We start from the raw sequence: 23,788 nt of genomic DNA, 5'->3' as shown, positions 1-23,788 counted from the left end.
GCGATGACCCATCCAGACGATCTCCTGCCCGTCGGCCTCGAAGACGCCCTCCCTGCGCGCGCCGCAGCGATAACGCGCGCCCTGCGCGAAATCCTCGGCGCGATGGATGCCCACGGTTACGACCGCGTGCGCCCGCCGCTGGTGGAGTTTGAGCATTCGCTGGCAGGCCGCATGGAAGGCGTGGCGACGCGCCGCATGGTGCGCTTCACCGATCCGGAAAGCCTGCGCACGCTGGCCCTGCGCAGCGACATGACCGTGCAGGTCGGTCGCATCGCGGCCACCTCGCTGCGCGAAGCTCCGCGCCCGCTGCGCCTGTGCTATGCGGGCGAGGTTGCGACCATCAAGGCAGACCAGCTCGACCCCGCTCGCCAGCGCCTCCAGCTGGGCGCGGAACTGGTGGGCAGCGATAGCGTCGCGGCGGCAGCCGAGGCCGTTGCCGTTGCGCTCGACGCGCTCGACGCGGCGGGCGTCACCGGCCTGTCGGTCGATCTCACCATGCCCGACCTCGTCGATACGTTGAGCGAGGAGGCGCTCCCGCTCGCGCCCGAACAGCGCGAAGCGGTTCGCCGCGAACTCGATATGAAGGATGCGGCCGGGCTGAAGGCGGCAGGCGGCGAGGCCTACTTGCCGCTGATCTATGCCGCCGGTCCTTTCGAGCAGGCGCTCGACAAGCTGTCAGCGCTGGACGCTGGCGGTGTGCTCGCCAGCCGGACCTCGGCGCTGCGCGAAGTCGCCGCGACACTGGGCGACCGCGTGCGCCTGACACTCGATCCTTCTGAACGCCACGGCTTCGGCTACCAGAGCTGGTTCGGCTTCACGCTGCACGCCGACAATGCACGCGGCGCGCTGGGGCGCGGCGGCACCTATGCCATCAAGGGCAGCGAGGAGGCGGCAACGGGCTTCTCACTATATATGGAGCCGATCCTCGAAGCGCTGGGCGCGCTAGCTACCGATATGCGCAAGGCCGTGTTCCTGCCGCTCGATCACGACCGGGCAGCAGCTCGCCGCTTTCGTTCCGACGGCTGGCGGACGGTCGCTGCGGTAACGGGCGACGAAGATCCGCAGGCGCTGGGCTGCACGCACAGCCTCCGCGGCGGCGAGGCGACCCCGCTCTAGGCCTCGGCTGGCTCCCACTTCGGGAACTTGGCCATGATGGCTGCAAACAGTTCAGATCCGGTGAGGCCGTCCAGCCAAGCGCGGGTGCGGGGCAGGTTCTCGGCCTCGAACCGCTCGGCATCGTGATTGGCGAACTGCCGAACGAAGGGAAAAATCGCGATATCGGTAAAGCCGCGTGCCTGCCCTGACAGGAAGGGCTGGTCTGCCAGCCGTTCCTCGAGCCGAGCAAGGTGCGCGATGCATTGTTCGCGGTGCGCCTCGGGATTTACGTCCTCGTAACGCGTATGGTACTTGTACCGGTCGAGGCTGTGCTTGAACGGTCCGTCATTGGCTGCGACGAGATCATCGTCCTTGCGGTCCAGCCAGCGTTCGGGGTCGTCCTGCGCGAGCGCCCAAAACATGACTTCTAGGCTCTCCTCGATCACCGAACCATCCGGCAGGACCAGCACCGGCACCGTGCCCTTGGGCGAGGCTTCAAGCATGGCCGCGGGCTTGTCGCGTAGCACCACTTCGCGGTGTTCGTATTCGGCGCCGCTGACCTTGAGCGCCATGCGGGCCCGCATCGCATAGGGGCAGCGGCGGAAGCTGTAGAGGACGGTCTCAGCCGTCACCGCGAGGCTCCAGCTTGCGCCCGACATGGGCCTCGCCGCGCTGGCGGGCGAGCTTCGACTGGCGGTGCCGCTCCGCATAGCGGGCGCGCTGTTCGTCGGTGCGTGTCGAATGGCAGTGGTGGCACGACACGCCCTCGACATAGGTGTCGCGTGCCTTGTCTTCTTCCGACAGGGGCATCCGGCACGCACGGCACAGGCTGTGTTCGCCCACTTCCAGGCCGTGCTTCACGCTGACGCGCTCGTCGAAAACGAAGCATTCGCCGCGCCACAGGCTCTCTTCCTCGGGGATGTCCTCGAGGTATTTGAGGATGCCGCCCTTGAGGTGATAGACCTCGTCCAGTCCCTCGGCCTTTACGAAGGCGGTCGACTTCTCGCAGCGGATGCCGCCGGTGCAGAACATGGCGATGCGCGGTGTCTTGCCTTCTGCCTCGAATTCGGCGCGCCTGGCGCGGAACCACTCGGGAAATTCGCGGAAACTCTTCGTTTCGGGGTCGATCGCGCCTTCGAACGTGCCGATCTGCACCTCGTAGTCGTTGCGCGTGTCGATCAGGATCGTGTCGGGGTCCGAAATCAGCGCGTTCCAGTCTTCCGGCGCGACATAGGTGCCGACGCCATCCACCGGATCGAGGTCCGGCTGGCCCATGGTCACAATCTCTTTCTTCAGCCGCACCTTGCTGCGGTAGAAGGGCATCCTCTCGGCTCGCGATTCCTTCACTTCGAGGTCGGCGCAGCCGGGCAGGGCGCGGATATGCTCGAGCACCGCCTGGATGCCCTCGTCGCTGCCTGCGATCGTCCCGTTGATGCCTTCGCCTGCCAGCAGAAGCGTGCCGCGCACGCCTTGTTCCTCGCACAACGCCTGCAGCGGCGCGCGCAGCGAAGCGGGATCGTCGAGCCGCGTGAAGTGGTAGAGCGCGGCGATGCGGATGGGGTGCTCGGTCATTTCGGCGCGCCTTTAGCACCGCATTTGCGACCCCGCACCCCCTTCGCATCAGCCGAAGTCGGACGGATCGGGTCCCATGCGCCCGTCCTCGCTGTCGAGCGCGTCGATCCGCGCCATCTGCTCATCGGACAAGGTGAAAGACAGGGCCTTGAAATTCGCCTCGATATGGTCGCGGCTGCTGGCCTTCGGGATCGTCGAGAAGCCGTGCTGGATGTGCCAGCGGATGATCACCGCGCTGGCGGGCTGGCCGGTCTCCTCGGCGATGGCGGCGATGGTCTCGTCTTCCAATCCCTTGCCTTGGCCGAGCGGCGACCAGCTCTGCGTGACGATGCCGAGTTCCTCGTGGACCTTGCGCAGCGAACGTTGCTGGAAGCTGGGATGCAGTTCGACCTGGTTGAGTGCGGGGACGACACCGGTCTCATCCACCAGCCGGCGCAGGTCCTGTTCGCGGAAATTCGACACGCCGATCGACTTGGCCAAGCCTTCCTCACGCAGTTCGATGAAGGCTCTCCACGTGTCCACGAACAAGTCCTTTTCCGGACACGGCCAGTGGATCAGCAGCATGTCGACGTGGTCGCGGCCCAGCCGCTCGAGGCATTTCTCGGCAGCGCGCTTCGCTCGCTCGTAACCTTGGCTCTCGTTCCACACCTTGGTCTGGAGGAAGATGTCAGACCATTCGCCGACGCCTTCGCCCACGCCCCGCTCGTTCTCGTAGATCGCGGCCGTGTCGATCAGCCAGTAGCCGACATCGATAGCGGTGGAGACGGCCTTGGCCGCCTCGTCCTCGGGGATCTGCCATGTCCCGAAGCCCAGTCGGGGGATCTGGCGGCCGTCGTTGAGATTGAGGGTGGGGTAATCGGTCATAAGGTCTCCTTTGGAGGAACAATGGAGAAGTGCGCCTGAAGTTTCCCCGATGCGCCTTGCCCCGCGCCGTGCAAGCGCCTAACGCGACGCGCGTTTGTGCATCCGTGAAATACGAGAATCCTTCCAATGGCAAATGTGACCGTGATCGGCGCCCAGTGGGGCGATGAGGGCAAGGGCAAGATCGTCGACTGGCTCGCCAGCCGCGCCGACGCCGTCGTCCGTTTCCAGGGCGGCCACAATGCCGGCCATACGCTGGTTATTGACGGGAACGTCTTCAAGCTCTCGCTGCTGCCCTCGGGCATCGTGTCAGGCACGCTGTCGATCATCGGCAATGGTGTGGTGTTGGACCCCTGGGCACTCAAGGCCGAGGTCGAGAAGATCGAAGGCCAGGGTGTCGACATCAATCCCGACAATCTTGCCGTTGCCGACAACTGCCCGCTGATCCTGCCGATCCACCGCGATCTCGACGGCCTGCGCGAAACCGCTGCCGGATCGGGCAAGATCGGCACGACCGGTCGCGGCATCGGCCCGGCTTACGAAGACAAGGTCGGCCGCCGCGCGATCCGCGTGTGCGACCTGGCCCATCTCGACAGCCTCGAGCCGCAGCTCGACCGCCTGTGCGCGCACCATGACGCATTGCGCGCCGGCTTCAACGAGCCTCCGGTCGACCGCGAGCGCCTGCTGAACGACCTGCGCGAAATCGCGCCCTTCGTGCTCAAGTTCGCCCAGCCGGTGTGGAAACGCTTGAAGAAGGTCCGCAAGGCCGGCGCGAAAATCCTGTTCGAAGGCGCGCAGGGCGTCCTGCTCGACATCGATCACGGCACCTATCCCTTCGTGACCAGTTCGAACACGGTCAGCGGCACGGCGGCTGCCGGCAGCGGTCTCGGTCCCAATGCGACCGGCTATGTGCTGGGCATCGTCAAGGCCTACACCACCCGCGTCGGCAGCGGTCCGTTCCCGACCGAGCTGACCGACGAAATCGGCAAGGGCATCGGCGAACGCGGGCATGAATTCGGCACTGTCACCGGTCGCCAGCGCCGCGTCGGCTGGTTCGACGCGGTAATCGTGCGCCAGAGCTGCGCGATCAGCGGAGTGACCGGCATCGCGCTCACCAAGATCGACGTGCTCGACGGGCTCGACGAGGTGAAGATCTGCACCGGCTACCGTCTGCGCGGGAATGTCTACGACTACCTGCCCAGCCACGCCGCCGACCAGGCGGAAGTCGAGCCGATCTACGAATCGATGGACGGCTGGAAGGAATCGACTGCCGGGGCGCGCAGCTTCGCGGACCTGCCGGCTAATGCGGTGAAATATATCCAGCGCGTGCAGGAACTGATCGAAACGCCCGTTTCGCTGGTTTCGACCAGCCCGGAACGCGACGATACCATCCTGATGCGCGATCCCTTCATAGACTGATCAGGCTGCGGGTGGCAGGATGCGCACGATGCGTCTTCTGCCTCTCCTCGCCGTCCTGTCGCTGACCGCTTGTTCGCAAGTGGTGCCCGAGGCGCGCGCCCAGCAGGCACAGGATGGGGAGCGGGCCGACTTCCTGCTGGTGGACAAGTCGGACCGCACGCTCTGGGTGTATCAGGCCGGAGAGGTGATCCGCACTTATCGCGGCCTGCAATACGGAGACCAGCCAGTCGGCCACAAGCGCTTCGAAGGCGACGAGAAGACGCCCGAAGGCCGCTATAGGATTACCTATGGCAACGAGCAGTCGAGCTACTACCTCAGCCTCTACATCGACTATCCCAACGATGCCGACCGCGCATATGCCAAGGGGCAGGGGCGTTCGCCGGGCGGGCTGATTTTCCTCCACGGCCAGCCCAACGGCCTGCCGTTCGATGCGCGCGTACCGGGGGACTGGACCGATGGCTGCATCGCTCTGTCGAACAGCGAGATTGCAGAGCTGTGGTCGCTAGTCCCCGACGGCACGCCGATCGAGATCAGGCCCTAGGGGCGCTTTCGCTAAGCATCGCTACTTGTACCTGCAGGCGCTTCACTTCGCGAAGCACGCTCAGCATGTTCATTCGCGAATAGAACCATTCCTTGATGAAGCCCTGCATCAGCAGCGCGCCCAGAGTGACGATACCCCACCATACGGAATCCTCGAACGCGGTGGCGGTGAAGAAGCGATAGGCGAAGTAAACCAGCGCAATCCCGAGCACGAAGGCGATGGCGAAGATGAGCTTCGACCATCCGCCCAACGGGCCGGTCAGGACATCCCCGATCTGGCTGAACATTCCCCGCCCTTCGTCCAGCGAGGCAAGGAAGGCCCTGTCGTCCTCGTCCAGCGCGCCGCGGATGCGGTCGTCGATGTCGGTCATGTGTCGTCTCCTTCAAGAGCCGCCTTCAGTTTCTGGCGGGCATGGAACAGCCGGGTCTTGGCCGTGCCGAGGGGCACGTCGTGGACGGCGGCGATCTCGGCGAGGGTCAGGCCCTCGACGAAGTGAAGTTGTGCGGCGAGCCGCTGGTCGGGCGACAGCGCGGCAAAGGCCTGGTCGATGGCAACCCGCTCGTCGGCAACCGCCGGAAGGGACTGCTCCACCTCGCTTGTCGCCTCGTGGCTCCGCCTGTTTTGCGCGCTGCGTATCCGGTCGATGCAGCGGCGCCGCAGGATGCCGAATGCCCAGGGCGCAAAGCGGGACGGCTCGCGCAAGCCGCCAATACCGCGAAGGATCGAAATCCACGTATCCTGCACCGCCACCAACGCCATCTCGTCACTGCGCAACACGCGCCTGGCCGACCGGGCAAGACGGGGCTGCCAGCGGCGCGCCAGCCGCTCTCCGGCCGCGCGGTCGCCGGACTGGACCAGCGTGACGAGCCATTCGTCATACAGCCGTTCGGCATCGCCCTGTCCTGTCGCCCGTCCTGTCATGACCCTTTAGTCGCAGGCCAGCGCCAAAAGGTTCAATCGAAATCCGCAAATCGCTGAAATTCTTGACACGGACACCGTTTGTTCTCACTACGTTCGCCAATCAGACCCTCGAAAGGTGATTCCATGCAGGCGGACTTTTCCTACGAACCGGTGTGCGACGGTGCCGGATGCCAGCTGGGTGTGACCATTCTTGCCGACCGTGAGGTCCTGCGCGAACAGATGCGGGAAGATGCGGTGGCGGCCGGTTTCCGCGTAATGGAATGCTGCGGGCTCGACGAATACGCCAGCGGGTCTGTCGGATCGCTCGGCGACCTGGTGCTGGTTGACTGCGTGGCGGCCGATGCCGGCGTGATGGCGCTGCTCTCGCGGCTGGATATGCGCGCGGGCAAATCCGGTGCTCAACTGGTCGTGTCGACCGGCATGGACGCGCTCGACACCGTGTTCGGCTGCTTTGCCGTGTCGGGCGCGCAAATCCTCGTGGACCCGGGCAGGGCGGAACGCATCGTCGCTATCGGCCGGGTGCTCGCCCACGTTCCGAACCTTCGCCTGCGCGAATTGGCCGAAGAAGACCGCTTGATGCTGCTCAGGCTGACAGAGCAGGTCGGCAAGATGGCCGAACGGCTCGAACGGCTTTCGCCCGGTCAGCGGGCAGGCGGTGGGGCTTTCAGGCTGGAAGCGGCTGCCGATGCGTGGCGCGCAGCCGGAGACGAATATGTCGCCCATGGCGGTGCATCGCCGCGTCCGGCCTTACCCGATGCCTCGGTCATCCGTGCGGTCATCCGCAACCGGCAGGAGCGAGCGCGGTATTTCGATCCCGAACTTTTCGCCGATCCCGCCTGGGACATACTGCTCGACCTTGCTGCAGCCCGGGCTGAGAGAAAGCGGGTTTCGGTCACTTCGCTCTGCATTGCTGCTGGCGTGCCGGCGACCACCGCCCTGCGCTGGATTTCGCAGATGGTGGAGTTGGGGCTTTTGCTGCGCATTCCCGACCCCCTCGATCGCCGCAGGGCACACATTGCGCTCTCCGACGACACGGCCGACGCGATGGCCCGTTATTTCGCGGAGACCCGGGCTGCTGTTGCGGCGCCCATGGCAGCCGCGCTCTAGCCTTTCCTTAGAATGACCGTCCGCCCTTCAGGCGGCGGATCTGCAGGCAAGAGCACTCTTGCCGCATCGGCGCGTGCCCGCACGAGAATGGCTTCGGCGACGCCCGCATAGTGCATCACCGTGTCGGCTTCCCCAAGCGCGCGCGCCTGGCGCAGGGTCAGGTCGTCCGGATCGTCGCTTGTCAGAGTGATTTCCAGGACGGCACGGGATTCCGGCGTCTCGCCGCAATCAAGCCATTGGTCGAGCCTTGCATCGCTGCCTTCCACCATCGGATCGAGCGGGCCGCCTTGCGACAGCGCTGCATCGATTGCTCGGCGCCTGTCGTCGCTGCGGGGAAACCGGTCGCGGATGCGGTCGCGGGCCGTGGAAAGGGCAGTGGCCAGCGGTCCCAGCGACTGGGGCAGCAGGCGCTCGAGCCGTAGCCGCAAGTGCTTGGCAAGACCCGCCGATGCGCCGCCAGTGCTAACCGCCACAAGCACATCGCCGCGCTCGAGCACGCTCGGTAGGGTGAAATCGCACAGGTCCGGGCGGTCGGCGACGTTCACGAGCAGGCCCGCCCGCTTCAGCCGCAGGGCTGCTGCCTCGGCCGCGCGTTCGTCTTCCAGCGCGACGAAAGCGAGACGGGCGTGGTGGGCTTCGGTCTCTCCGCAGGGAATGCCGCCCGCCCGTTCCACGAGCCTCGCCTTCGCATCGGCCATGTCGCCGCTGCCAACGACCACCACCCGCTGCCCCGCGATCCGGTGGAACAGGGGCAGCGAATGCAGCATCAGGCGAGCCACTCCGGCACGCGCTCGGCATCCATGATCGCGCTGGCGGCGATGCGATCGGCCACGACAGCGAATTTGTCGCCATCGACCAGCACTTCGGCCACGAAGCCGCGCGAATTGTAGGACGAGGCCATGGTCGCGCCATAGGCGCCGGCGGTGCGGAACACGGCGAGGTCGCCTGCGACCAGCGCATCGCATTCACGGTCCATGGCGAAGGTATCGCCGGTCTCGCAGATCGGCCCGACGATGTGCGCGGTCATCCGGTCGCCGGTCGGCACCACTGCGTCGAAATCGTGCCACGCGCCATACATAGCCGGGCGTGCGAGATCGTTCATGGCCGCATCGACCACCACGAAGGGCGGGCCGTTGCCGCTGCGCTTGGAGCGGATCACGCGGCTCAGCAGGATGCCGGCATTGCCCGCGATGACGCGGCCCGGTTCGAACATCAGCTGGACGCTCCAGCCCTTGGTCACGCGAGCGACCATCTCGCCATACTCCGCCGGGGAGGGCAGTTCCTCGCCCGCCTTATACGGCACGCCGAGCCCCCCGCCGAGATCGGCATGGGTCACGGTGCAACCCTGGCCGCGCAATTCGGCGATAAGAGCGCCGACCTTGCCGAAAGCGGTTTCCAGCGGCTCGAGGTCGGCAAGCTGGCTGCCGATGTGCACGGCCACGCCGCGCATATCGAGACCATCTTCCTGCGCCAGGCGCGCATAGATATCGGCTGCCCGGTCGAGCGGGACGCCGAACTTGTTCTCGCGCTTGCCGGTCGAGATCTTTTCGTGCGTGCGCGCATCGACGTCGGGATTGACCCGCAAGGCGCAGGCTGCGCGCTTGCCGTGCCGCGCCGCGATGGCGGCTAATTCGTAGCCTTCTTCCTCGCTCTCGATGTTGAACTGGCCGATGCCTTCTTCGAGGCCCTGGAGCAGTTCGGCGTGGGTCTTGCCGACGCCAGAGAACACGATGTCTTCCGGCTTCATCCCGGCCTTGAGCGCGCGCGTCAGTTCGCCGCCCGACACGACGTCGGCACCGTAGCCCATGTTGGCGAGCACGCGCAGCACTGCGAGGTTCGGATTGGATTTGACCGCGAAGGCGATGTGCGGGTTCTCGACACCGGACAGCGCATCGCGGAACACGCGCGCGTGCCGTTCGAGGGTGGCGCGCGAATAGACGTAGACAGGCGTGCCGACCTGTTCGGCAATGAGCGGAAGCGGCACGTCTTCGGCGTGCAGGACGCCGTCACGAAGCTGGAAATGGTCCATGGTCAGCGCCTCTGCACAAGCCGTGCACCGGAGTCGAGCAAGGCTTGCTTGCCGGGGCGCAACCTATTCGGGCGGCAGGTCGAAGGGATCGTCCTCGCGCTCTTCCGAACGGGTGCGCAGTTCAACACTGCGTTCCGGGGCGGCCTGCGGCTTCAGCTCGAGCAGATCGTCTGCATCGGGGCGAACTTCGGACCCGAACGGAGCCGGCGGGAGCGCATTGCCTTCGAGCGGCTTCAACTGCGCCTTCTGGCCGCAGGCTCCGAGCAGGAGCAGGGCGGTGACAAGGGCAATGGTGCGCATCAGATCTTCTCCAGCCGCCTGCGGGCATCTTCGACCTGCTCCCTTACCCTGACCGGCGCGGTCCCGCCATAGGAAGCGCGCGCAGCGACCGAGGCATCGACCGAGAGCGCGTCGAACACCCGCTCATCGATCCGCTCGTCGATGGCCTTGAGGTCCGCGATCGTCAGCCCGTCGAGAGCGACGCCCTTCTGGTCGGCCAGCTTCACAGCCGCACCGGTAATGTGATGCGCCTCGCGGAAGGGTATATCCGCCTGCCGGACCAGCCAGTCGGCAAGGTCGGTCGCAGTCGCATGGCCGGCCTCTGCCGCCTTGCGCATGCGTGCGGTGTCGAACCCGCTGTCGGCGACCATGCCGGCCATGGCGGCAAGGCTGAGATCGAGGAGGCCAGCGGCCTCGAACACGGGCGGCTTGTCGTCCTGCATGTCCTTCGAATAGGCGAGCGGGAGACCCTTCATGGTGATCATCAGGCTGGTCGCACAACCGATCACGCGGCCTGCGTGACCGCGCACCAGTTCGGCCGCGTCGGGGTTACGCTTTTGCGGCATGATGCTGCTGCCGGTCGACAGCGTATCGGGCAGTTTGACGAAGCCGAAGGGCTGGCTTGCCCAGATGATGAATTCTTCCGCGAGGCGCGAGAGGTGGAGCGAGCACTGGCTGGCCGCCATCAGGTAATCGAGCGCGAAATCGCGGTCCGATACGGCATCGAGGCTGTTTCGCGTCGGTCGTGCAAAGCCCAGCGCATGGGCAGTCATTTCGCGGTCGAGGTCGAAGCCCGTACCTGCAAGTGCGGCGGAGCCGAGCGGGCATTCGTCCATCCGCGCCAGCGCATCGGCAAAGCGCGATCGGTCGCGCATCAGCATCTCGAAATAGGCGAGCAGGTGATGGCCCAGCGTGACCGGCTGTGCGGTCTGGAGATGGGTGAAGCCGGGCATGATGCTGCCGGCGTGCTCGTCCGCCCGCCCGACTAGCGCGGCCAGTACCGTGTCGACCCCGCCGATCGCGCGGCGCGTCGCCTCGCGCACCCACATGCGGAAGTCGGTCGCCACCTGGTCGTTGCGGCTGCGTGCTGTGTGGAGGCGTCCGGCTGCAGGTCCGACGATTTCGGTGAGGCGCGATTCCACGGTCATGTGGATGTCTTCGAGGTCCCAGTTCTCGGGCACCCCGTCGCGGGCGTATTCCTCGGCGATCTGGTTGAGGCCCCTGATGATGGCGTCCGCATCCCCCTCGCTGACGATGCCCTGCTTTGCCAGCATCGCCACATGGGCGAGACTGCCCGAGATGTCCTCACGCCAAAGCGCCTTGTCGAAGGGAATGGAGGCGTTGATTTCGCGCATGATCGCGCTAGGTCCTTCGGCGAACCTGCCGCCCCACATCGAATTGGAGCCTTGATTGTCCCGCTTTTCGCTCACGCTGCTCGTCACCTTGGGTCTTGCCGTTTCCGCCTGCGATAGGAGCGAGCCGGAGCCGGCGCAAGAAAGTGGTGCTTCGGCGCAGGCAACAGGCGAAATCGACCGGAGCAATGCAGGCGATCTGATGCCTGCCTCCAATGTCCGCGATCTCGATGGCCGCGTGCTCAATCTCGGCGCTTTGCAGGGCAGGCCCGTGCTGCTTAATCTCTGGGCCACCTGGTGTGCGCCCTGCAAGAAGGAGATGCCGCTGCTCGACCAGCTGGCTGCCGACTATGACGACCAGTTGCAGGTCATCACGGTCAGCCAGGACCTGAACGGCCAGGAAAAGGTCGCCGCCTTCTTTGCGGAAAACGAGTTCGGCTATCTGGAGCCATGGATGGACCCCGATGCCGAGCTGGGTTTCCATTACGACAACACGCCGCTGCCCACCACTGTGCTATACGATGCATCGGGCGTCGAAGTCTGGCGCGTGCGCGGCGATTACGACTGGTCGAGCGAAGAGGCACGGGCCGCGATCGACGAGGTAACGGGGCTTTGAATTGCCTCTTGCACAAAGGCTTGGCCCAATACATAAGGATTATCTAATATAGCAGGGAGAAGGCCGGTGGCAGGTAGCAAAGCCGAATTCGAAGTCGTCATCGTGGGTGGCGGTTCATCGGGGATCGCCACGGCAGCATCCTTGCACAAGCGCGAGCCGAGCCTGCGCATCGCCATCGTCGAACCCGCGGCCAAGCACTATTACCAGCCTGGCTGGACCATGGTTGGCGGCGGCGTCTTCAAGGCGTCGCAGACCGAGCGCGATATGGCATCGGTCATGCCCGACTATGTCTCGTGGATTTCGCAAGCGGCGACGGCATTCGAGCCGGACAAGAACGAGGTCGTGCTCGAGGACGGAAGCCGGGTCGGCTACATCTTCCTCGTGGTGGCCGCCGGTCTGAAGCTCGACTGGGACGGTATCGAGGGGCTGACCGATACTCTCGGCCGTAACGGCGTTACTTCGAACTACCGCTATGACCTTGCGCCCTACACCTGGGACCTTGTCCAACGCACGCGGTCGGGCAGGGCGCTCTTCACCCAGCCGCCCATGCCGATCAAATGTGCAGGTGCGCCGCAAAAGGCCATGTACCTGTCCTGCTCCGAATGGGAGCGGCGGGGCTGCCTGAAGGACATGGACGTGCATTTCCACAATGCCGGAGGCGTGCTGTTCGGCGTGGCCGATTACGTCCCCGCGCTGATGGAATATGTCGAACGCTATGGCATCACGCTCGACCTCAACGAGCGGCTGACTGCCGTCGACGGCAGCGCCAAGACCGCGACTTTCGCTACCGAAAGCGGCACCAAGACAGTCGATTTCGACATGATCCACGTCGTCCCGCCGCAGACCGCGCCCGATTTCATCAAAGCCAGCCCGCTCGCAGGAGACGGCGGCTGGGTCGATGTCGATCCGGCAACCTTGCGCCACACGAAGTTCGACAATGTCTTCGGACTTGGTGATTGCACCAATACGCCTAATGCCAAGACCGCCGCCGCCGCGCGCAAGCAGGCGCCGATCGTGGCAGAGAACCTGATTGCGGCCATTCTCGATAAGTCCCTGCCTGCTGCCTACGACGGCTATGGCAGCTGCCCGCTGACGGTGGAGCACGGCAAGATCGTGCTCGCCGAATTCGGCTATGGAGGCAAACTGCTGCCGAGCTTCCCCGAATGGATGCTCGACGGGCGCAAACCGACCCGGCGCGCCTGGACGCTCAAGGCCGATATCCTGCCCAAGATCTATTGGGAGGCGATGCTCAAGGGCCGCGAATGGCTGGTCAAGCCGGGCAAGCTGGGCTGATTGCGCCCTGGCCGTGATGCACCGCGCGCACCATCCGGTGCATTGCTTTCATCCCACCGCTGCCGGCGTGACTGTATAGGGTGACCATGTTCGAGAACGCCGATGCGCTGATGCTCGCCCGGATACAGTTCGCCTTCACGGTGAGCTTCCACTTCATTTTCCCAGCATTCTCGATCGGGCTGGCGAGCTACCTCGCCGTGCTCGAAGGGCTGTGGCTGAAGACCGGCAAGCAGGTCTACCAGGACCTGTTCAAGTACTGGCTCAAGATCTTCGCCATCGCCTTTGCCATGGGCGTCGTGTCGGGCATCGTCATGAGCTACCAGTTCGGGACCAACTGGTCGGTGTTCTCTGACAAGGCGGGGCCGGTGATCGGGCCGCTTATGGCCTACGAAGTGCTGACCGCCTTCTTCCTCGAGGCGGGGTTCCTCGGGGTGATGCTGTTCGGGATGAACCGCGTCGGCAAGGGGCTGCACTTTACCGCAACACTGATGGTCGCCGTGGGCACCTTCATCTCGGCATTCTGGATCCTGTCGGTGAACAGCTGGATGCAGACTCCGGTGGGTTTCGTCGAAGGCGCGAACGGCCAGTTCCTGCCCGAGGCGAGCTGGTTCGAAATCGTCTTCAACCCCAGCTTCCCCTACCGCCTCGTCCACACGGTGATTGCCGCCTATCTGACAACCGCTTTCGTGGTTGGCGGGGTCGGGGCGTGGCACCTGCTGAAGGACAGCGCCAACCAGCACGCACGCAAGATGTTCTCGATGGCCATGTGGATGGCTGCGCTGGTCGCGCCGGTGCAGATTTTTGCCGGAGACATGCATGGCCTCAACACGCTGGAGCACCAGCCCGCCAAGGTCATGGCGATGGAAGGGCATTACGAAAGCCATCCCGACGGGGCGCCGCTCTACCTGTTCGGCATACCCAATGACGAAGAGCAGCGGCTGGACTACGCCTTCGGCATTCCCAAGCTTTCGAGCCTGATCCTCAAGCACGAACTCGACGCCCCGCTCGACGGGCTCGACACGATCGCGGACGAGGAACAGCCGCCCGTCTTCCCTGTGTTCTGGGCCTTCCGCGTCATGGTCGGGATCGGTTTCCTGATGCTGGGCATCGGCGCGTGGAGCCTGCTCGCAAGGCTGCGCGGCAAGCTTTACGACTGGCGCTGGCTCCACCGCGCTGCGATTGCGATGGGGCCGTCGGGCTTCGTTGCGGTAATTGCGGGCTGGATAACGACCGAGGTCGGCCGCCAGCCCTGGACGATCTACGGCGTGCTGCGCACTGCGGACAGCGCCAGCCCGCTCGACGCACCAGCCGTCGCGACCTCGCTGATCGCGTTCGTGATCGTCTACTTCGCGGTCTTCGGTGTAGGCACCTGGTACATATTGCGCCTGATGAGTCAGTCCCCGCACACCGGCGAGAAGGGCGTGAAGCGCACCGAAAAGGGCCCGGTCAGGACCGCCGGCATCACGCCGGGGCCGACGCAGAACCCGGGCCGCGACCCGGATGTCCTTCCCGCAGGCAAGGAGGAGGCGACCGATGGGCGTTGATGTCGACCTGACAGTCATCTGGGCGTTCGTCATCGCCTTTGCCGTCTTCGCCTATGTCGTGATGGACGGCTTCGACCTCGGCATCGGCGTGCTGTTCCCAACCTTCGAGCCGGGGCAGGAACGCGACCAGGCGATGAATTCGATCGCGCCGGTGTGGGACGGGAACGAGACCTGGCTGGTGCTTGGCGGGGGCGGACTGTTTGCCGCTTTCCCGCTGGCCTATGCCATCATCCTGCCGGCGACTTACCCGCTGGTAATCGCCATGTTGCTGGGCCTCGTCTTTCGCGGGGTCGCGTTCGAATTCCGCTGGCGCGACAAGGCGCACGAGAGGTTCTGGGACTTCAGCTTCACCGCCGGATCCTTCGTCGCGGCCATGGCACAGGGCATGATCCTCGGTGCGCTGCTGCAGGGGATCGAGGTGCAGGACCGCGCCTATGCCGGCAGTTGGTGGGACTGGCTGACGCCCTATACGTTGCTGACCGGCCTCGGGACCGTGGTCGGCTATGCGCTACTCGGCGCGACTTGGCTGATCTGGAAGCTGGAGGGCAAGGCGCAGGTCCATGCGCGCAATCTGGCCAAGCGCGCGGCGCTGGGCACGCTCGCCCTGATGGGCGCGGTGAGCGCCTACAATCTCGCGCTCGATCCCGAATATGCGGCGCGCTGGCTCTCGGCCCCCGAAATCTACCTCACCGCGTGGGTGCCGGTGGCCACACTGGTGCTGGCTGCCCTGCTGCTGCGCTCGCTGGGCGGGGAGGGGCAGAGCCTGCCTTTCTGGCTCAGCATCGCGCTGTTCCTGCTCGGCATGGCGGGCCTCGGCCTGACGATCTGGCCCAATGTCGTGCCGCCCGACGTGTCCATCTGGGATGCTGCCGCGCCTCAGCGGAGCCAGACCTTCATGCTGGTCGGCGTCGCCATCACCATGCCGCTGATCCTCGCCTACACGGCCTGGGCCTACTGGGTGTTTCGCGGCAAGGTCGGGACGGAAGGCTATCATTGATGGCGTTCGACCCGCTGTCCGGTTCGCAGGATGCGCAAGCCCGCCCGCTGTGGCAGCGGCTGGGCTGGATGGTGCTGATCTGGATCGTAAGCGTGACGGTGCTGGGGGCCGTGGCCTACGCCCTGCGCCTGTGGCTTGCCTGAGGGGGGATGGTGGGCGCTGACGGGCTCGAACCGCCGACCCTCTCGGTGTAAACGAGATGCTCTACCAACTGAGCTAAGCGCCCCCTTGCGGGAGAAGCGGGCATGTAGCGCGCTTTGCGGCAGCGTCAAGCGCGCCGATCAGTACCAGCCCTTGTCCAGCTTCAGCGAGCCATCGCCATAGAGATAGTCGGGATCGAAGCGCGCATAGCGGCGCAGGCGGTCCCAATCTTCGCAGAACAGGTCGCCGCGGCGGATTTCCGCGATGCCGAGATCGCGCAGCTTGCCGACCGCGCGGTTGGCGTGGATCGCACTGACCCCGCACATGTCGGCAAGGTCGAGCTGGGTGAAAGGGGTGCGCAATGCGCGCGGGGCATCGCGGCCCACCATTTCGAGCCGCGTCTGCAATTCGGCATAGAGGTGGGCGATCCGCTTGGGCGCGTCGAGCTGTTCGAGGATCTGGATCCACTTGCGATGGATGGCCGCGTCCAGCAGGGTCGCGAACCACATGGCACGTGCGACATTGGGCCTCTCGTGCATGACCTTGCGCAGGCTGTCATGGCTGACCGTGCCCACCTTGACCGGTCCGGCAGCGACGATCGAATGGTCCAGTCGTTTCAGCGCAAAGCCGTGCAGATCGACGAAATCGCCTGGCACCTGCACGCCCACGATGTAGCGCCGGTCCCCGCTTTCGATCGTGCGGAAGACGAAGCCTTCGATCAGCATGGTGCTGCGGTCGGTAACCGTGCCTCTTTCGAGCAGGCGCGCGCCGTCGCCGTGATCCTGCACGGTCTCGATCAGGTCTTCGATATATTGCAGGTCGTCCCGGTCGAGCTGGTCCCGCAGGCGCCCGGCGAGGAAGTCGCCGGTCAGCGGGAACGGGGAAGACCTGATGTCACCTCTTATCGCGTCCATTGCGGGGCTGATTAACCAAGTCCGAAGTTTGCGGTCTATTGACGGATGTTAGCTTTCTGTTCTTTTCAGGAATTCATACGCACAAAGCATGCTGTCCGCATTGTCATTTGTTATAATCGCAAGACTTACTGCCTGCTGCATGTGCGCCCGGTCATGAAGGCGTGACCCCGTGACGGCTTGCCGCTATCCCTCGCGCCCATGACTACCAGACTGACCGTGCTTGCCACCGGGGGCACCATCGCCGGGATCGCGGGTTCCGCCATCGCGCAGGACTATCGCGCGGGCGAGATCGGGATCGATGACTATCTCGAAAAGGTCGGTGGGCTGGGGCTGGCGGCGGAACTGTCCGGCCGCCAGATCGCCAATATCGATTCGGCTGAAATCGGGCCCGAGGTCTGGAACCCGCTGCACGCGGCTATCCTGGAGGCGCTCGGTCGTGGCGATTGCGACGGGGTCGTCGTCACGCACGGCACCGACACGCTCGAGGAAACCGCCTTTCTGCTCGACCTGACCCTGCCCGCGACCAAGCCGGTGGTGCTGGTGGGCGCAATGCGGCCTGCCGATGCGGTCGGCTATGACGGCTTGCGCAATTTCGCCAATGCCGTGCGCGTCGCCAGCGATGGCGATGCGTCGGGGCGCGGCGTGCTCGTGGTGATGGGCGACCGTGTCTTCGCCGCGCGCGATGTGCGCAAAGTGCGGACGCGCGGCACCGATGCCTTCCGCGGGTTTCCGCGCGAATCCATCGGCTTCGTCACTCCTGCAACGCTCGAATGGTTCGGTGCGCCTTGGCGACAGGGCGGGGAAGCGCTGTTCCCTTGGTACGGCGACCTGCCCGAAGTGCCGATCCTGTTCGTCCACGTCGGCATGCGCGCGGACGAGGCGCTGCGGCTGGTGGGCGAGGCAACGCGCGGCATCGTCGTGGCCGGCGTGGGCGAGGGGAACATGCCCGAAGCCGTGCGGCGCGAACTTGCTCGCCTGGCAAGCAGCGGCATTGCCGTCGTCCGGTCGAGCCGTGTCGATGAAGGGCTCGTCGACCGCGAGGGCGAGGACGAAGCCAACCGCTTCGTCGCCGCGCGGGCGCTCAACCCGCAAAAGGCGCGGATCCTGCTGCAATTGCTGCTGGCGAGCGGGACCAGCGATCCCGCCGCCATCCAGCAGGCCTTCGACGGGCGCTAGGCCTCAGCCGTTGGGCGTGACGAGGTATTTCTCGCCCGTCTTCATCTGGCGGTAGTCGAGGATCGCGTCCTTCGTCAGCATGCCTTCGAGGTCGACCTTCGTCTTGTAGCTGCTGGCAAAGGTGGTCGTCAGGTTGTCGAGCACGCGCTTGCGCATCCGCATGACCGTTTCCATGCCTGCGGTCTGCAGGAACGGGGTTAGCAGCCAGCCCGACAGCGTCCAGCCGAAGCCGTAGGCAGGTGTCAGGATGGTCGGACCGAAGTCGAGGCGGCCGTAGATGAACATGCGCTTCGCCTGGTTCGAACCGTAGCGCGAATATTCGGTCATCTTCGACACGGCGACCTGTTCCATCGCCTTGAAACAGGTGTCGACCATCTGGCCGCCGCCGATCGGGTCGAAGCCATAGAAGGCGTCGGTTTCGTCGATTGCAGCCTTGAGCTTGGCCATGAAGTCGTCGTCGGAGGAATTGACCACGTGCGTGGCGCCCTGCGACTTGAGCAGTTCTGCCTGGTCGTCCTTGCGCACGATATTCACGAGGCCCATTCCGTCCTCGAGACAGATGCGGTTGAGCATCTGGCCGAGGTTCGATGCGCCCACCGTGTGGAGGATCGCCTTCTGGCCATCCATCTTCGCATTCTCGACAAAACCGAGCGCCGTCATCGGATTGACGAAGCTCGATGCGCCCGCTTCCGAACTGTGATCGCCCAACGGCAGGCACATGGCAGCATCGGCCATGGCGTACTGGCTGAAGGCATTGCCCGGGACGCAGGCGACGCGCTGGCCCATGAGCGCCTTGGCCATGTCGCTGTCGCCCGTGGCGATAACGGTGCCTGCGCCTTCATTGCCTGCGGGCAGGCGCTGGCCGTGGCGCGCCTTCTGGCCCGAATTGAAGGGTTCGGGCATCTTGGCGACAACCTTGCCGGGCGAATATTCAGCGTTCTCGAAATCCGCCGCGCCGGTCAGGATCGCGAGGTCGGACGGGTTGATAGGCGCCGCTTCCATGCGCACGAGGACCTGGTTGCCGGTCGGGTCAGGGAAAGTCGCATCGGCGATTTCGACGGTCAGCGTGCCGTCTGCTGCGAGAGTGGTGAAAAGCTGCTTGCCGGTAGTGGTCATGTCATGTCTCCCAAACCTGTCCCGTCCGTGTGCGGCCATCGCTAGGCCCCTCGTCGCGGCTTGGCTAGGGTGACGTTACGTCAGGTTTCGTCAGGGTAGATCGCCTCGACGAAATAGAGCCCGTGCGGCGGAGCGTTGAGCCCCAGTTCCTGCCGGTCGCGCGCTTCCAGTGCCTGCTTCACGCGGCCGACTTCCCATCGGCCCATCCCGACCAGCGCCAGGCAGCCGACCATAGAGCGCACCTGGTGGTGCAGGAAACTGCGCGCCGATGCATGGATCAGCACGTGTTCGCCATCGCGCTCCACATCGAGCCGGTCGAGCGTTTTCACCGGACTGGCCGACTGACACTGCACCGATCGGAAAGTGGTGAAGTCATGATGGCCGACCAGCGCCTGCGCCGCTTCATGCATGGCGCCTGCGTCGAGCGGCTGGGGCACTTGCCAGGCGCGGTCGCGTTCCAGCGTCAGCGGCGCGCGGCGGTTGGCGATACGGTAGACATAGCTGCGCCCGATGCAGGAAAAACGCGCGTGCCAGTCGTCGGGCACTACCTCGCAATGCGTCACGGCGACCGGGTCGGGTCGCAGCTGTGCGTTCAGCGCCTCCATGAGGCGGAAGGGCTCGATGTCCTTCTCGATATCGATATGGCTGCGCATGGCGAGCGCGTGGACGCCGGTATCGGTCCGCCCCGCGCTGGCCAGCGTCACCTCCTCGCCCGTGATACGCTGCGCCGCATTCTCGACCGATTGCTGCACGCTCGGCCCGTGCGGCTGGCGCTGCAGCCCGAAGAACGGCGTGCCGTCGAACTCGAGAGTGAGCGCGAACCGGGTCACGAAAGGATCATGCCTTTCGCGACCGCATTGCCGCGCAGGAAGGTGTCGAGGTTCATTCGAGGCTTGCCGGCCTTCTGCAATTCGACCGGGCGGATGGCTCCTGACCCGCAAGCGATGGCGAGGGTATCGTCCAGCACTTCGCCGGGCTTGCCCGAACCTTCGGCCACCTCCGCGCGCAGCAGCTTCACGCGCACCCCGTCGAGGTCGAACCATGCGCCTGGGAAGGGCGAGAGGCCATGGACCTGCCGGACCACTTCTGCGGCCGGTCGCGCGAAATCGATCCGCGCCTCGGCCTTGTCGATCTTCTTCGCATAGGTCGCCGCATCATGGTCCTGCTCGACCGGGTGCAGCGCGTCGAGGTCGATCAGCGTGCCGACCATCAGCTGCGCGCCGAGTTCCGCCAGTTCCTCGGTCAGTTCGCCAGTTGTCTTGTCCTCAACCGGCGTGCGCACGGTGGCGAGCATCGAGCCGGTATCGAGCCCCGCTTCCATCTGCATGATGGTGACGCCGGTCACCTCGTCGCCCGCCATGATCGAACGGTGGATCGGCGCCGCCCCGCGCCAGTGCGGCAGGATCGAGGCGTGGACGTTGAGGCAGCCGTGCTTCGGCGCATCGAGCACCGCTTGCGGCAGGATCAGGCCATAGGCCGCGACCACCGCCACGTCGGCTTCCAGCGCGGCGAATTTCTCCTGCTCCTCGGCCGATTTGAGCGAGACGGGGTGACGCACCTCGATGCCGAGCCGTTCGGCCAGCCGGTGCACGGCAGTCTTGGTCAGTTCCTTGCCGCGGCGGCCGCCGGGGCGCGGCGGCTGGGTGTAGACGCAGACCACCTCGTGCGCGGCATCGACCAGCGCCTGCAGCGTCGGCACCGCGAATTCCGGGCTACCCATGAAGATTATGCGCATGACGGGCCTTGTGGTCTTTCTCTGCTGTGCCCGCGCCCCTATCTGTCACTCCATGGCATCGCAAGAGATCGAGACACTGGCCTCCGCGCTGGCCCGCCTGCCCGGCCTCGGTCCGCGCAGCGCGCGGCGTGCCGTGCTGTGGCTGGTCAAGCGCCGCGAAAGCGCGCTCCCTGCCCTGCTGGAGGCGCTGGCAACGGTGGGAGAGGCGCTGGTCGAGTGCGAGACCTGCGGCAATGTCGACACTCGCAACCCCTGCGGCATTTGCGCCGATCCGCGTCGCGACACGAAATCGCTCTGCGTGGTGGAAGACGTGGCCGATCTCTGGGCGCTCGACCGTGCGAAACTCTTCACCGGCAAGTACCACGTGCTCGGCGGCAAGCTTTCGGCATTAGACGGCATCCGGCCCGAGGATCTCAACATCGCCAGCCTGCTCGCCCGCGTCGAAGCAGGCGGGGTGGACGAGGTCGTGCTCGCGATGAACGCCACGCTCGAAGGCCAGACCACCGCACACTACCTTGCCGAGCGGCTGGAAGATTTCCCCGTCCGCATCACACAGCTGGCCCACGGCCTGCCGGTCGGCGGGGAACTAGACTACCTCGATGAAGGCACGCTCGCACAGGCGCTCCGCGCACGCAGGCCTCTGGGGTGAGGCGATCAGTCTGGCCGATCCAATTCGATTGAATTGGTCGCATTCAGCGCCTATCTGACCCCGCATGGCTATCCGTGAAATCCTCGAAGTGCCGGATCCCCGGCTCAAGGTCGTGTCCGAACCCGTCACCGAGTTCGACGACGAGTTGAAGACGCTTGTCGAAGACATGTTCGAAACCATGTATGCCGCGCCCGGCATTGGCCTCGCCGCGATCCAGGTCGGCGTGCCGAAACGCCTGCTTGTCATCGATCTCCAGCCGGAAGACACCGATGCGGAGCCGGAAGAGTGCAACCACGGGGGCCATCACCACCACCACTATCCGACGAAGAAGGAACCGCGGGTTTTCGTGAACCCCGAAATCCTCGATCCGGCGGATGAGCTGGCGACCTACCAGGAAGGCTGCCTGTCGGTCCCCGACATCTTCGCCGATGTCGATCGCCCGGCGACCTGCCGCGTGCGCTACCAGGATCTCGACGGGAACGTGCACGAGGAAGAGATGGAAGGCCTGATGGCCACCTGCATCCAGCACGAGATGGACCACCTCGAAGGCATCCTCTTCATCGACCACCTGTCGCGCCTCAAGCGCAACATGGCGCTGAAGAAGCTGAAGAAACTGCGCGAAGCGGCGTAGCGGGTGAGCTGGATCGACCATCTGGGCAGCGGGTTCCTCGTTCTAGCCTGTTTGACGGTCCTCTTCGTCATAGTCGGGTTCTTGCAGTCGGAGGTTGGCGATGACTACTCTCGCGACAGCAAGCCTTCGGCACGCGAGTTTGCGGTATACAGCCTGATCGCAATTCTTCTTGGCATCGTATGGGCCTATTGGGCTTTTGCCGAGTTCATGGCAGGAGGGAGCGCGTGGTACTGGGTAGCAATGCTCACCTTGTTCGCCGTCTCCCAGCTTGTCAGCGGGTATAGCTATGCGCGGCAGGCATTGAGCCGATCATGATTTAAAGCTTTGTCGGCGCGTCGTTCGGCCGAGTGGATAAAAACCCCCAAATCTTGAGTAGCGTTCCCTCTCCGTTCCGCATAAGGTGGCGGGATGGACACGACTGCTATCATTCTGATTTTCGCTGCCCTCGTCATCGGGGGCGCACTCGGCTGGTTCATCGGCTCGCGCCCCGTGGGTGACTGGAAGGCCCGCCATGGACAGGCGGAGGGGGAGGCCAAGGCGGCTGAAGAAAAGCTCGCGCGAATGGTGCCGGAACTGGCGACCATGTCCGAACGGGCAGCGCGGGCGGACGATCTGGCCTTGAAGCTCGACGCCGCGCGCGAAGAGGCCTCCGCGCTCAAGGCGGAACGCGCCGCTTTTGAGGAGCAAAAACGCCTGCTGGAAGAATCGCGCGCCAACCTGCTCAAGGAATTTGAGAATACCGGTGCAAAGGTGCTCGAAGCGGCACGGGAACGGTTCAGCAATGAAGCGTCCACGCGGCTTGGCGAAGCAGAGGCCAAGCACAAGGAAGCGGTCGCCTCGCTCCTGCAACCGGTGACCGAACGCCTCCAGAAATACGAAGAGCAGGTCGGCTCGCTCGAGCGCCAGCGTGCCGATGCCTTCTCGCGGCTGCATCAGCAAATCGAAGGTATGCGTCTTTCGCAGGAAGAGGTGCGTAAGGAAGCACAGCGCCTTGGCAATAGCCTGACCAATGCTCCCAAGGCGCGCGGCCGCTGGGGGGAAAGGGCGCTGCAGAACGTGCTCGAGCAGTGCGGCCTGTCGGAGCACACCGATTTCATCCTCGAACAGTCGGTCGATACCGAAAGCGGGCGGCTGCGGCCCGATGCCATCGTCAACGTGCCGGGCCAGAAGAAGCTGGTTATCGACGCGAAGGTCTCGCTCAATGCCTATCAGGCAGCGTTCGAGGCGGACGACGAAAGCGAACGCGCCAGGCACATGGACCTGCATGCGAAATCGATGCGCGGCCACGTCCAGACCCTCGGGTCGAAGGGCTACCAGAGCCAGTTCGACGACGCGCCGGACTATGTGGTGATGTTCGTGCCCGGTGAACATTTCGTGGCTGCCGCGCTCGAACACGATCCGGAACTGTGGGACTTCGCCTTCCGCAACAAGGTGCTGCTTGCGACGCCCACCAACTTAGTCGCCATTGCGCGCACGGTCGCGCAGGTCTGGCGGCAGGACACGATTGCCAAGGAAGCGATGGAGATCGGCAAGGCCGGGGCGGAGCTTTACGACCGCCTCGCGGTGGCCGCCGAACATATGAAGCGAGTGGGCGGCGGTCTCGAAACCGCGGTCAACAATTACAACAAGTTCGTCGGCAGTTTCGAACGCAATGTCCTGTCCTCGGGACGCCGTCTTGCGGAGAAGGGCATCGAAATCGGCAAGCGCGAGATCGAGGAAGTGCCGAAGGTCGAGGCTACGCCGCGCTACAATAATGACGACCTGCTGACCGATGGGACGGGTGAAGCCGCCGAATAGGCC

The 23,788-nt window shown here is 64.9% G+C and carries 27 protein-coding genes and 1 tRNA gene; 14 read left to right on the top strand and 14 right to left on the bottom strand.

Annotation, left to right across the window (positions count from 1 at the left end):
• Positions 1–3: 3 nt before the first annotated feature.
• Complete coding sequence (locus tag GRI42_RS08120) at positions 4–1,116, top strand: ATP phosphoribosyltransferase regulatory subunit (protein WP_160607899.1); 1,113 nt, start codon at positions 4–6, stop codon at positions 1,114–1,116.
• On the opposite strand, the gene GRI42_RS08115 is transcribed toward GRI42_RS08120, so the two are convergent.
• Genes GRI42_RS08115 through GRI42_RS08105 form a run of 3 tightly spaced genes read right to left on the bottom strand, consistent with a single transcriptional unit; the run spans position 1,113 to position 3,531 of the window.
• Positions 1,113–1,727: a glutathione S-transferase gene (locus GRI42_RS08115; protein WP_407692157.1), complete on the bottom strand. Its 615-nt coding sequence runs from the start codon at positions 1,725–1,727 to the stop codon at positions 1,113–1,115. The genes GRI42_RS08120 and GRI42_RS08115 overlap by 4 nt on opposite strands.
• Positions 1,717–2,667, bottom strand: coding sequence for an oxygen-dependent tRNA uridine(34) hydroxylase TrhO (trhO, locus tag GRI42_RS08110; protein ID WP_160607895.1), 951 nt, complete (start codon positions 2,665–2,667; stop codon positions 1,717–1,719). Before trhO ends, GRI42_RS08115 begins: the two co-directional genes overlap by 11 nt.
• Positions 2,668–2,715: 48 nt before the next feature.
• On the bottom strand, positions 2,716–3,531 hold the full coding sequence (locus GRI42_RS08105) for an aldo/keto reductase (RefSeq protein WP_160607893.1): 816 nt from the start codon (positions 3,529–3,531) through the stop codon (positions 2,716–2,718).
• A gap of 126 nt (positions 3,532–3,657) precedes the next feature.
• Between GRI42_RS08105 and GRI42_RS08100 the strand changes: the two genes are divergently transcribed.
• Both GRI42_RS08100 and GRI42_RS08095 read left to right on the top strand, forming a co-directional pair.
• A complete protein-coding gene (locus GRI42_RS08100; RefSeq protein WP_160607891.1) occupies positions 3,658–4,947 on the top strand; it encodes an adenylosuccinate synthase in 1,290 nt (429 codons plus the stop codon).
• A 28-nt stretch (positions 4,948–4,975) separates the two neighbouring features.
• The gene (locus GRI42_RS08095; protein WP_234033912.1) at positions 4,976–5,488 is read left to right on the top strand and encodes a L,D-transpeptidase family protein; all 513 of its coding nucleotides are present in this window, start codon (positions 4,976–4,978) and stop codon (positions 5,486–5,488) included.
• On the opposite strand, the gene GRI42_RS08090 is transcribed toward GRI42_RS08095, so the two are convergent.
• Positions 5,478–5,858 (bottom strand): DUF6768 family protein, encoded by a 381-nt coding sequence (locus tag GRI42_RS08090; RefSeq protein WP_160607887.1) that lies wholly within the window; start codon positions 5,856–5,858, stop codon positions 5,478–5,480. The genes GRI42_RS08095 and GRI42_RS08090 overlap by 11 nt on opposite strands.
• Positions 5,855–6,409 (bottom strand): RNA polymerase sigma factor, encoded by a 555-nt coding sequence (locus GRI42_RS08085; RefSeq protein WP_160607885.1) that lies wholly within the window; start codon positions 6,407–6,409, stop codon positions 5,855–5,857. The genes GRI42_RS08090 and GRI42_RS08085 overlap by 4 nt, the downstream gene beginning before the upstream one ends.
• Before the next feature lie 123 nt (positions 6,410–6,532).
• Here GRI42_RS08085 and GRI42_RS08080 point away from each other — a divergent pair, with 123 nt between their 5' ends.
• Positions 6,533–7,516 carry a helix-turn-helix domain-containing protein gene (locus GRI42_RS08080; protein WP_160607883.1) on the top strand — a complete coding sequence of 328 codons (984 nt, stop codon included), beginning with the start codon at positions 6,533–6,535 and terminating at the stop codon, positions 7,514–7,516.
• Here the strand turns inward: GRI42_RS08080 and GRI42_RS08075 are convergent.
• From GRI42_RS08075 to argH, 4 genes are all read right to left on the bottom strand, one after another.
• Positions 7,513–8,283 (bottom strand): precorrin-2 dehydrogenase/sirohydrochlorin ferrochelatase family protein, encoded by a 771-nt coding sequence (locus tag GRI42_RS08075; RefSeq protein WP_160607881.1) that lies wholly within the window; start codon positions 8,281–8,283, stop codon positions 7,513–7,515. The two genes, GRI42_RS08080 and GRI42_RS08075, sit on opposite strands and share 4 nt — an antisense overlap.
• On the bottom strand, positions 8,283–9,545 hold the full coding sequence (lysA, locus tag GRI42_RS08070) for a diaminopimelate decarboxylase (protein ID WP_160607879.1): 1,263 nt from the start codon (positions 9,543–9,545) through the stop codon (positions 8,283–8,285). The genes GRI42_RS08075 and lysA overlap by 1 nt, the downstream gene beginning before the upstream one ends.
• 63 nt (positions 9,546–9,608) lie before the next feature.
• Positions 9,609–9,845 (bottom strand): hypothetical protein, encoded by a 237-nt coding sequence (locus GRI42_RS08065; protein WP_160607877.1) that lies wholly within the window; start codon positions 9,843–9,845, stop codon positions 9,609–9,611.
• Positions 9,845–11,179, bottom strand: a complete 1,335-nt coding sequence (argH, locus tag GRI42_RS08060; protein WP_234033910.1) for an argininosuccinate lyase — start codon at positions 11,177–11,179, stop codon at positions 9,845–9,847. The genes GRI42_RS08065 and argH overlap by 1 nt, the downstream gene beginning before the upstream one ends.
• 55 nt (positions 11,180–11,234) lie before the next feature.
• Here argH and GRI42_RS08055 point away from each other — a divergent pair, with 55 nt between their 5' ends.
• The 5 genes from GRI42_RS08055 to GRI42_RS08035 all read left to right on the top strand — a co-directional run bounded on the left by GRI42_RS08055 (position 11,235) and on the right by GRI42_RS08035 (position 15,769).
• Entirely contained in the window at positions 11,235–11,792 is a 558-nt protein-coding gene (locus GRI42_RS08055; protein WP_160607875.1) for a TlpA family protein disulfide reductase, read from the top strand.
• A gap of 66 nt (positions 11,793–11,858) precedes the next feature.
• Positions 11,859–13,085, top strand: coding sequence for an NAD(P)/FAD-dependent oxidoreductase (locus tag GRI42_RS08050; protein ID WP_160607873.1), 1,227 nt, complete (start codon positions 11,859–11,861; stop codon positions 13,083–13,085).
• Positions 13,086–13,171: 86 nt separating this feature from the next.
• Positions 13,172–14,629: a cytochrome ubiquinol oxidase subunit I gene (locus GRI42_RS08045; RefSeq protein WP_160609143.1), complete on the top strand. Its 1,458-nt coding sequence runs from the start codon at positions 13,172–13,174 to the stop codon at positions 14,627–14,629.
• Positions 14,619–15,626, top strand: coding sequence for a cytochrome d ubiquinol oxidase subunit II (gene cydB / locus GRI42_RS08040; protein ID WP_160607871.1), 1,008 nt, complete (start codon positions 14,619–14,621; stop codon positions 15,624–15,626). Before GRI42_RS08045 ends, cydB begins: the two co-directional genes overlap by 11 nt.
• Positions 15,626–15,769: a DUF2474 domain-containing protein gene (locus GRI42_RS08035; protein ID WP_160609142.1), complete on the top strand. Its 144-nt coding sequence runs from the start codon at positions 15,626–15,628 to the stop codon at positions 15,767–15,769. The genes cydB and GRI42_RS08035 overlap by 1 nt, the downstream gene beginning before the upstream one ends.
• Before the next feature lie 7 nt (positions 15,770–15,776).
• On the opposite strand, the gene GRI42_RS08030 is transcribed toward GRI42_RS08035, so the two are convergent.
• A tRNA-Val gene (locus GRI42_RS08030) sits at positions 15,777–15,852 on the bottom strand.
• 55 nt (positions 15,853–15,907) lie between these two features.
• Entirely contained in the window at positions 15,908–16,681 is a 774-nt protein-coding gene (locus GRI42_RS08025) for a Crp/Fnr family transcriptional regulator (RefSeq protein ID WP_160607869.1), read from the bottom strand.
• Between the two features lie 198 nt (positions 16,682–16,879).
• Between GRI42_RS08025 and GRI42_RS08020 the strand changes: the two genes are divergently transcribed.
• Positions 16,880–17,857: an asparaginase gene (locus GRI42_RS08020; RefSeq protein ID WP_160607867.1), complete on the top strand. Its 978-nt coding sequence runs from the start codon at positions 16,880–16,882 to the stop codon at positions 17,855–17,857.
• A 3-nt stretch (positions 17,858–17,860) separates the two neighbouring features.
• On the opposite strand, the gene GRI42_RS08015 is transcribed toward GRI42_RS08020, so the two are convergent.
• From GRI42_RS08015 to fmt, 3 genes are all read right to left on the bottom strand, one after another.
• A complete protein-coding gene (locus tag GRI42_RS08015; RefSeq protein ID WP_160607865.1) occupies positions 17,861–18,973 on the bottom strand; it encodes a zinc-binding dehydrogenase in 1,113 nt (370 codons plus the stop codon).
• 80 nt (positions 18,974–19,053) lie between these two features.
• Entirely contained in the window at positions 19,054–19,803 is a 750-nt protein-coding gene (gene truA / locus GRI42_RS08010) for a tRNA pseudouridine(38-40) synthase TruA (protein ID WP_160607863.1), read from the bottom strand.
• Complete coding sequence (gene fmt, locus GRI42_RS08005; RefSeq protein WP_160607861.1) at positions 19,800–20,708, bottom strand: methionyl-tRNA formyltransferase; 909 nt, start codon at positions 20,706–20,708, stop codon at positions 19,800–19,802. Before fmt ends, truA begins: the two co-directional genes overlap by 4 nt.
• A gap of 52 nt (positions 20,709–20,760) precedes the next feature.
• Between fmt and recR the strand changes: the two genes are divergently transcribed.
• From recR to rmuC, 4 genes are all read left to right on the top strand, one after another.
• Entirely contained in the window at positions 20,761–21,357 is a 597-nt protein-coding gene (gene recR / locus GRI42_RS08000) for a recombination mediator RecR (RefSeq protein WP_160607859.1), read from the top strand.
• A 64-nt stretch (positions 21,358–21,421) separates the two neighbouring features.
• A complete protein-coding gene (locus GRI42_RS07995; protein ID WP_160607857.1) occupies positions 21,422–21,988 on the top strand; it encodes a peptide deformylase in 567 nt (188 codons plus the stop codon).
• Between the two features lie 3 nt (positions 21,989–21,991).
• Positions 21,992–22,303, top strand: coding sequence for a hypothetical protein (locus GRI42_RS07990; protein WP_160607855.1), 312 nt, complete (start codon positions 21,992–21,994; stop codon positions 22,301–22,303).
• Positions 22,304–22,396: 93 nt separating this feature from the next.
• Entirely contained in the window at positions 22,397–23,785 is a 1,389-nt protein-coding gene (rmuC, locus tag GRI42_RS07985; protein ID WP_160607853.1) for a DNA recombination protein RmuC, read from the top strand.
• Positions 23,786–23,788: the final 3 nt, after the last annotated feature.

It is taken from the genome of Qipengyuania gaetbuli (assembly GCF_009827315.1).
Classification (GTDB): domain Bacteria; phylum Pseudomonadota; class Alphaproteobacteria; order Sphingomonadales; family Sphingomonadaceae; genus Qipengyuania; species Qipengyuania gaetbuli.
Note: the sequence above shows the minus strand (reverse complement) of the source record. Positions and strands in the feature narration are given on the sequence as shown.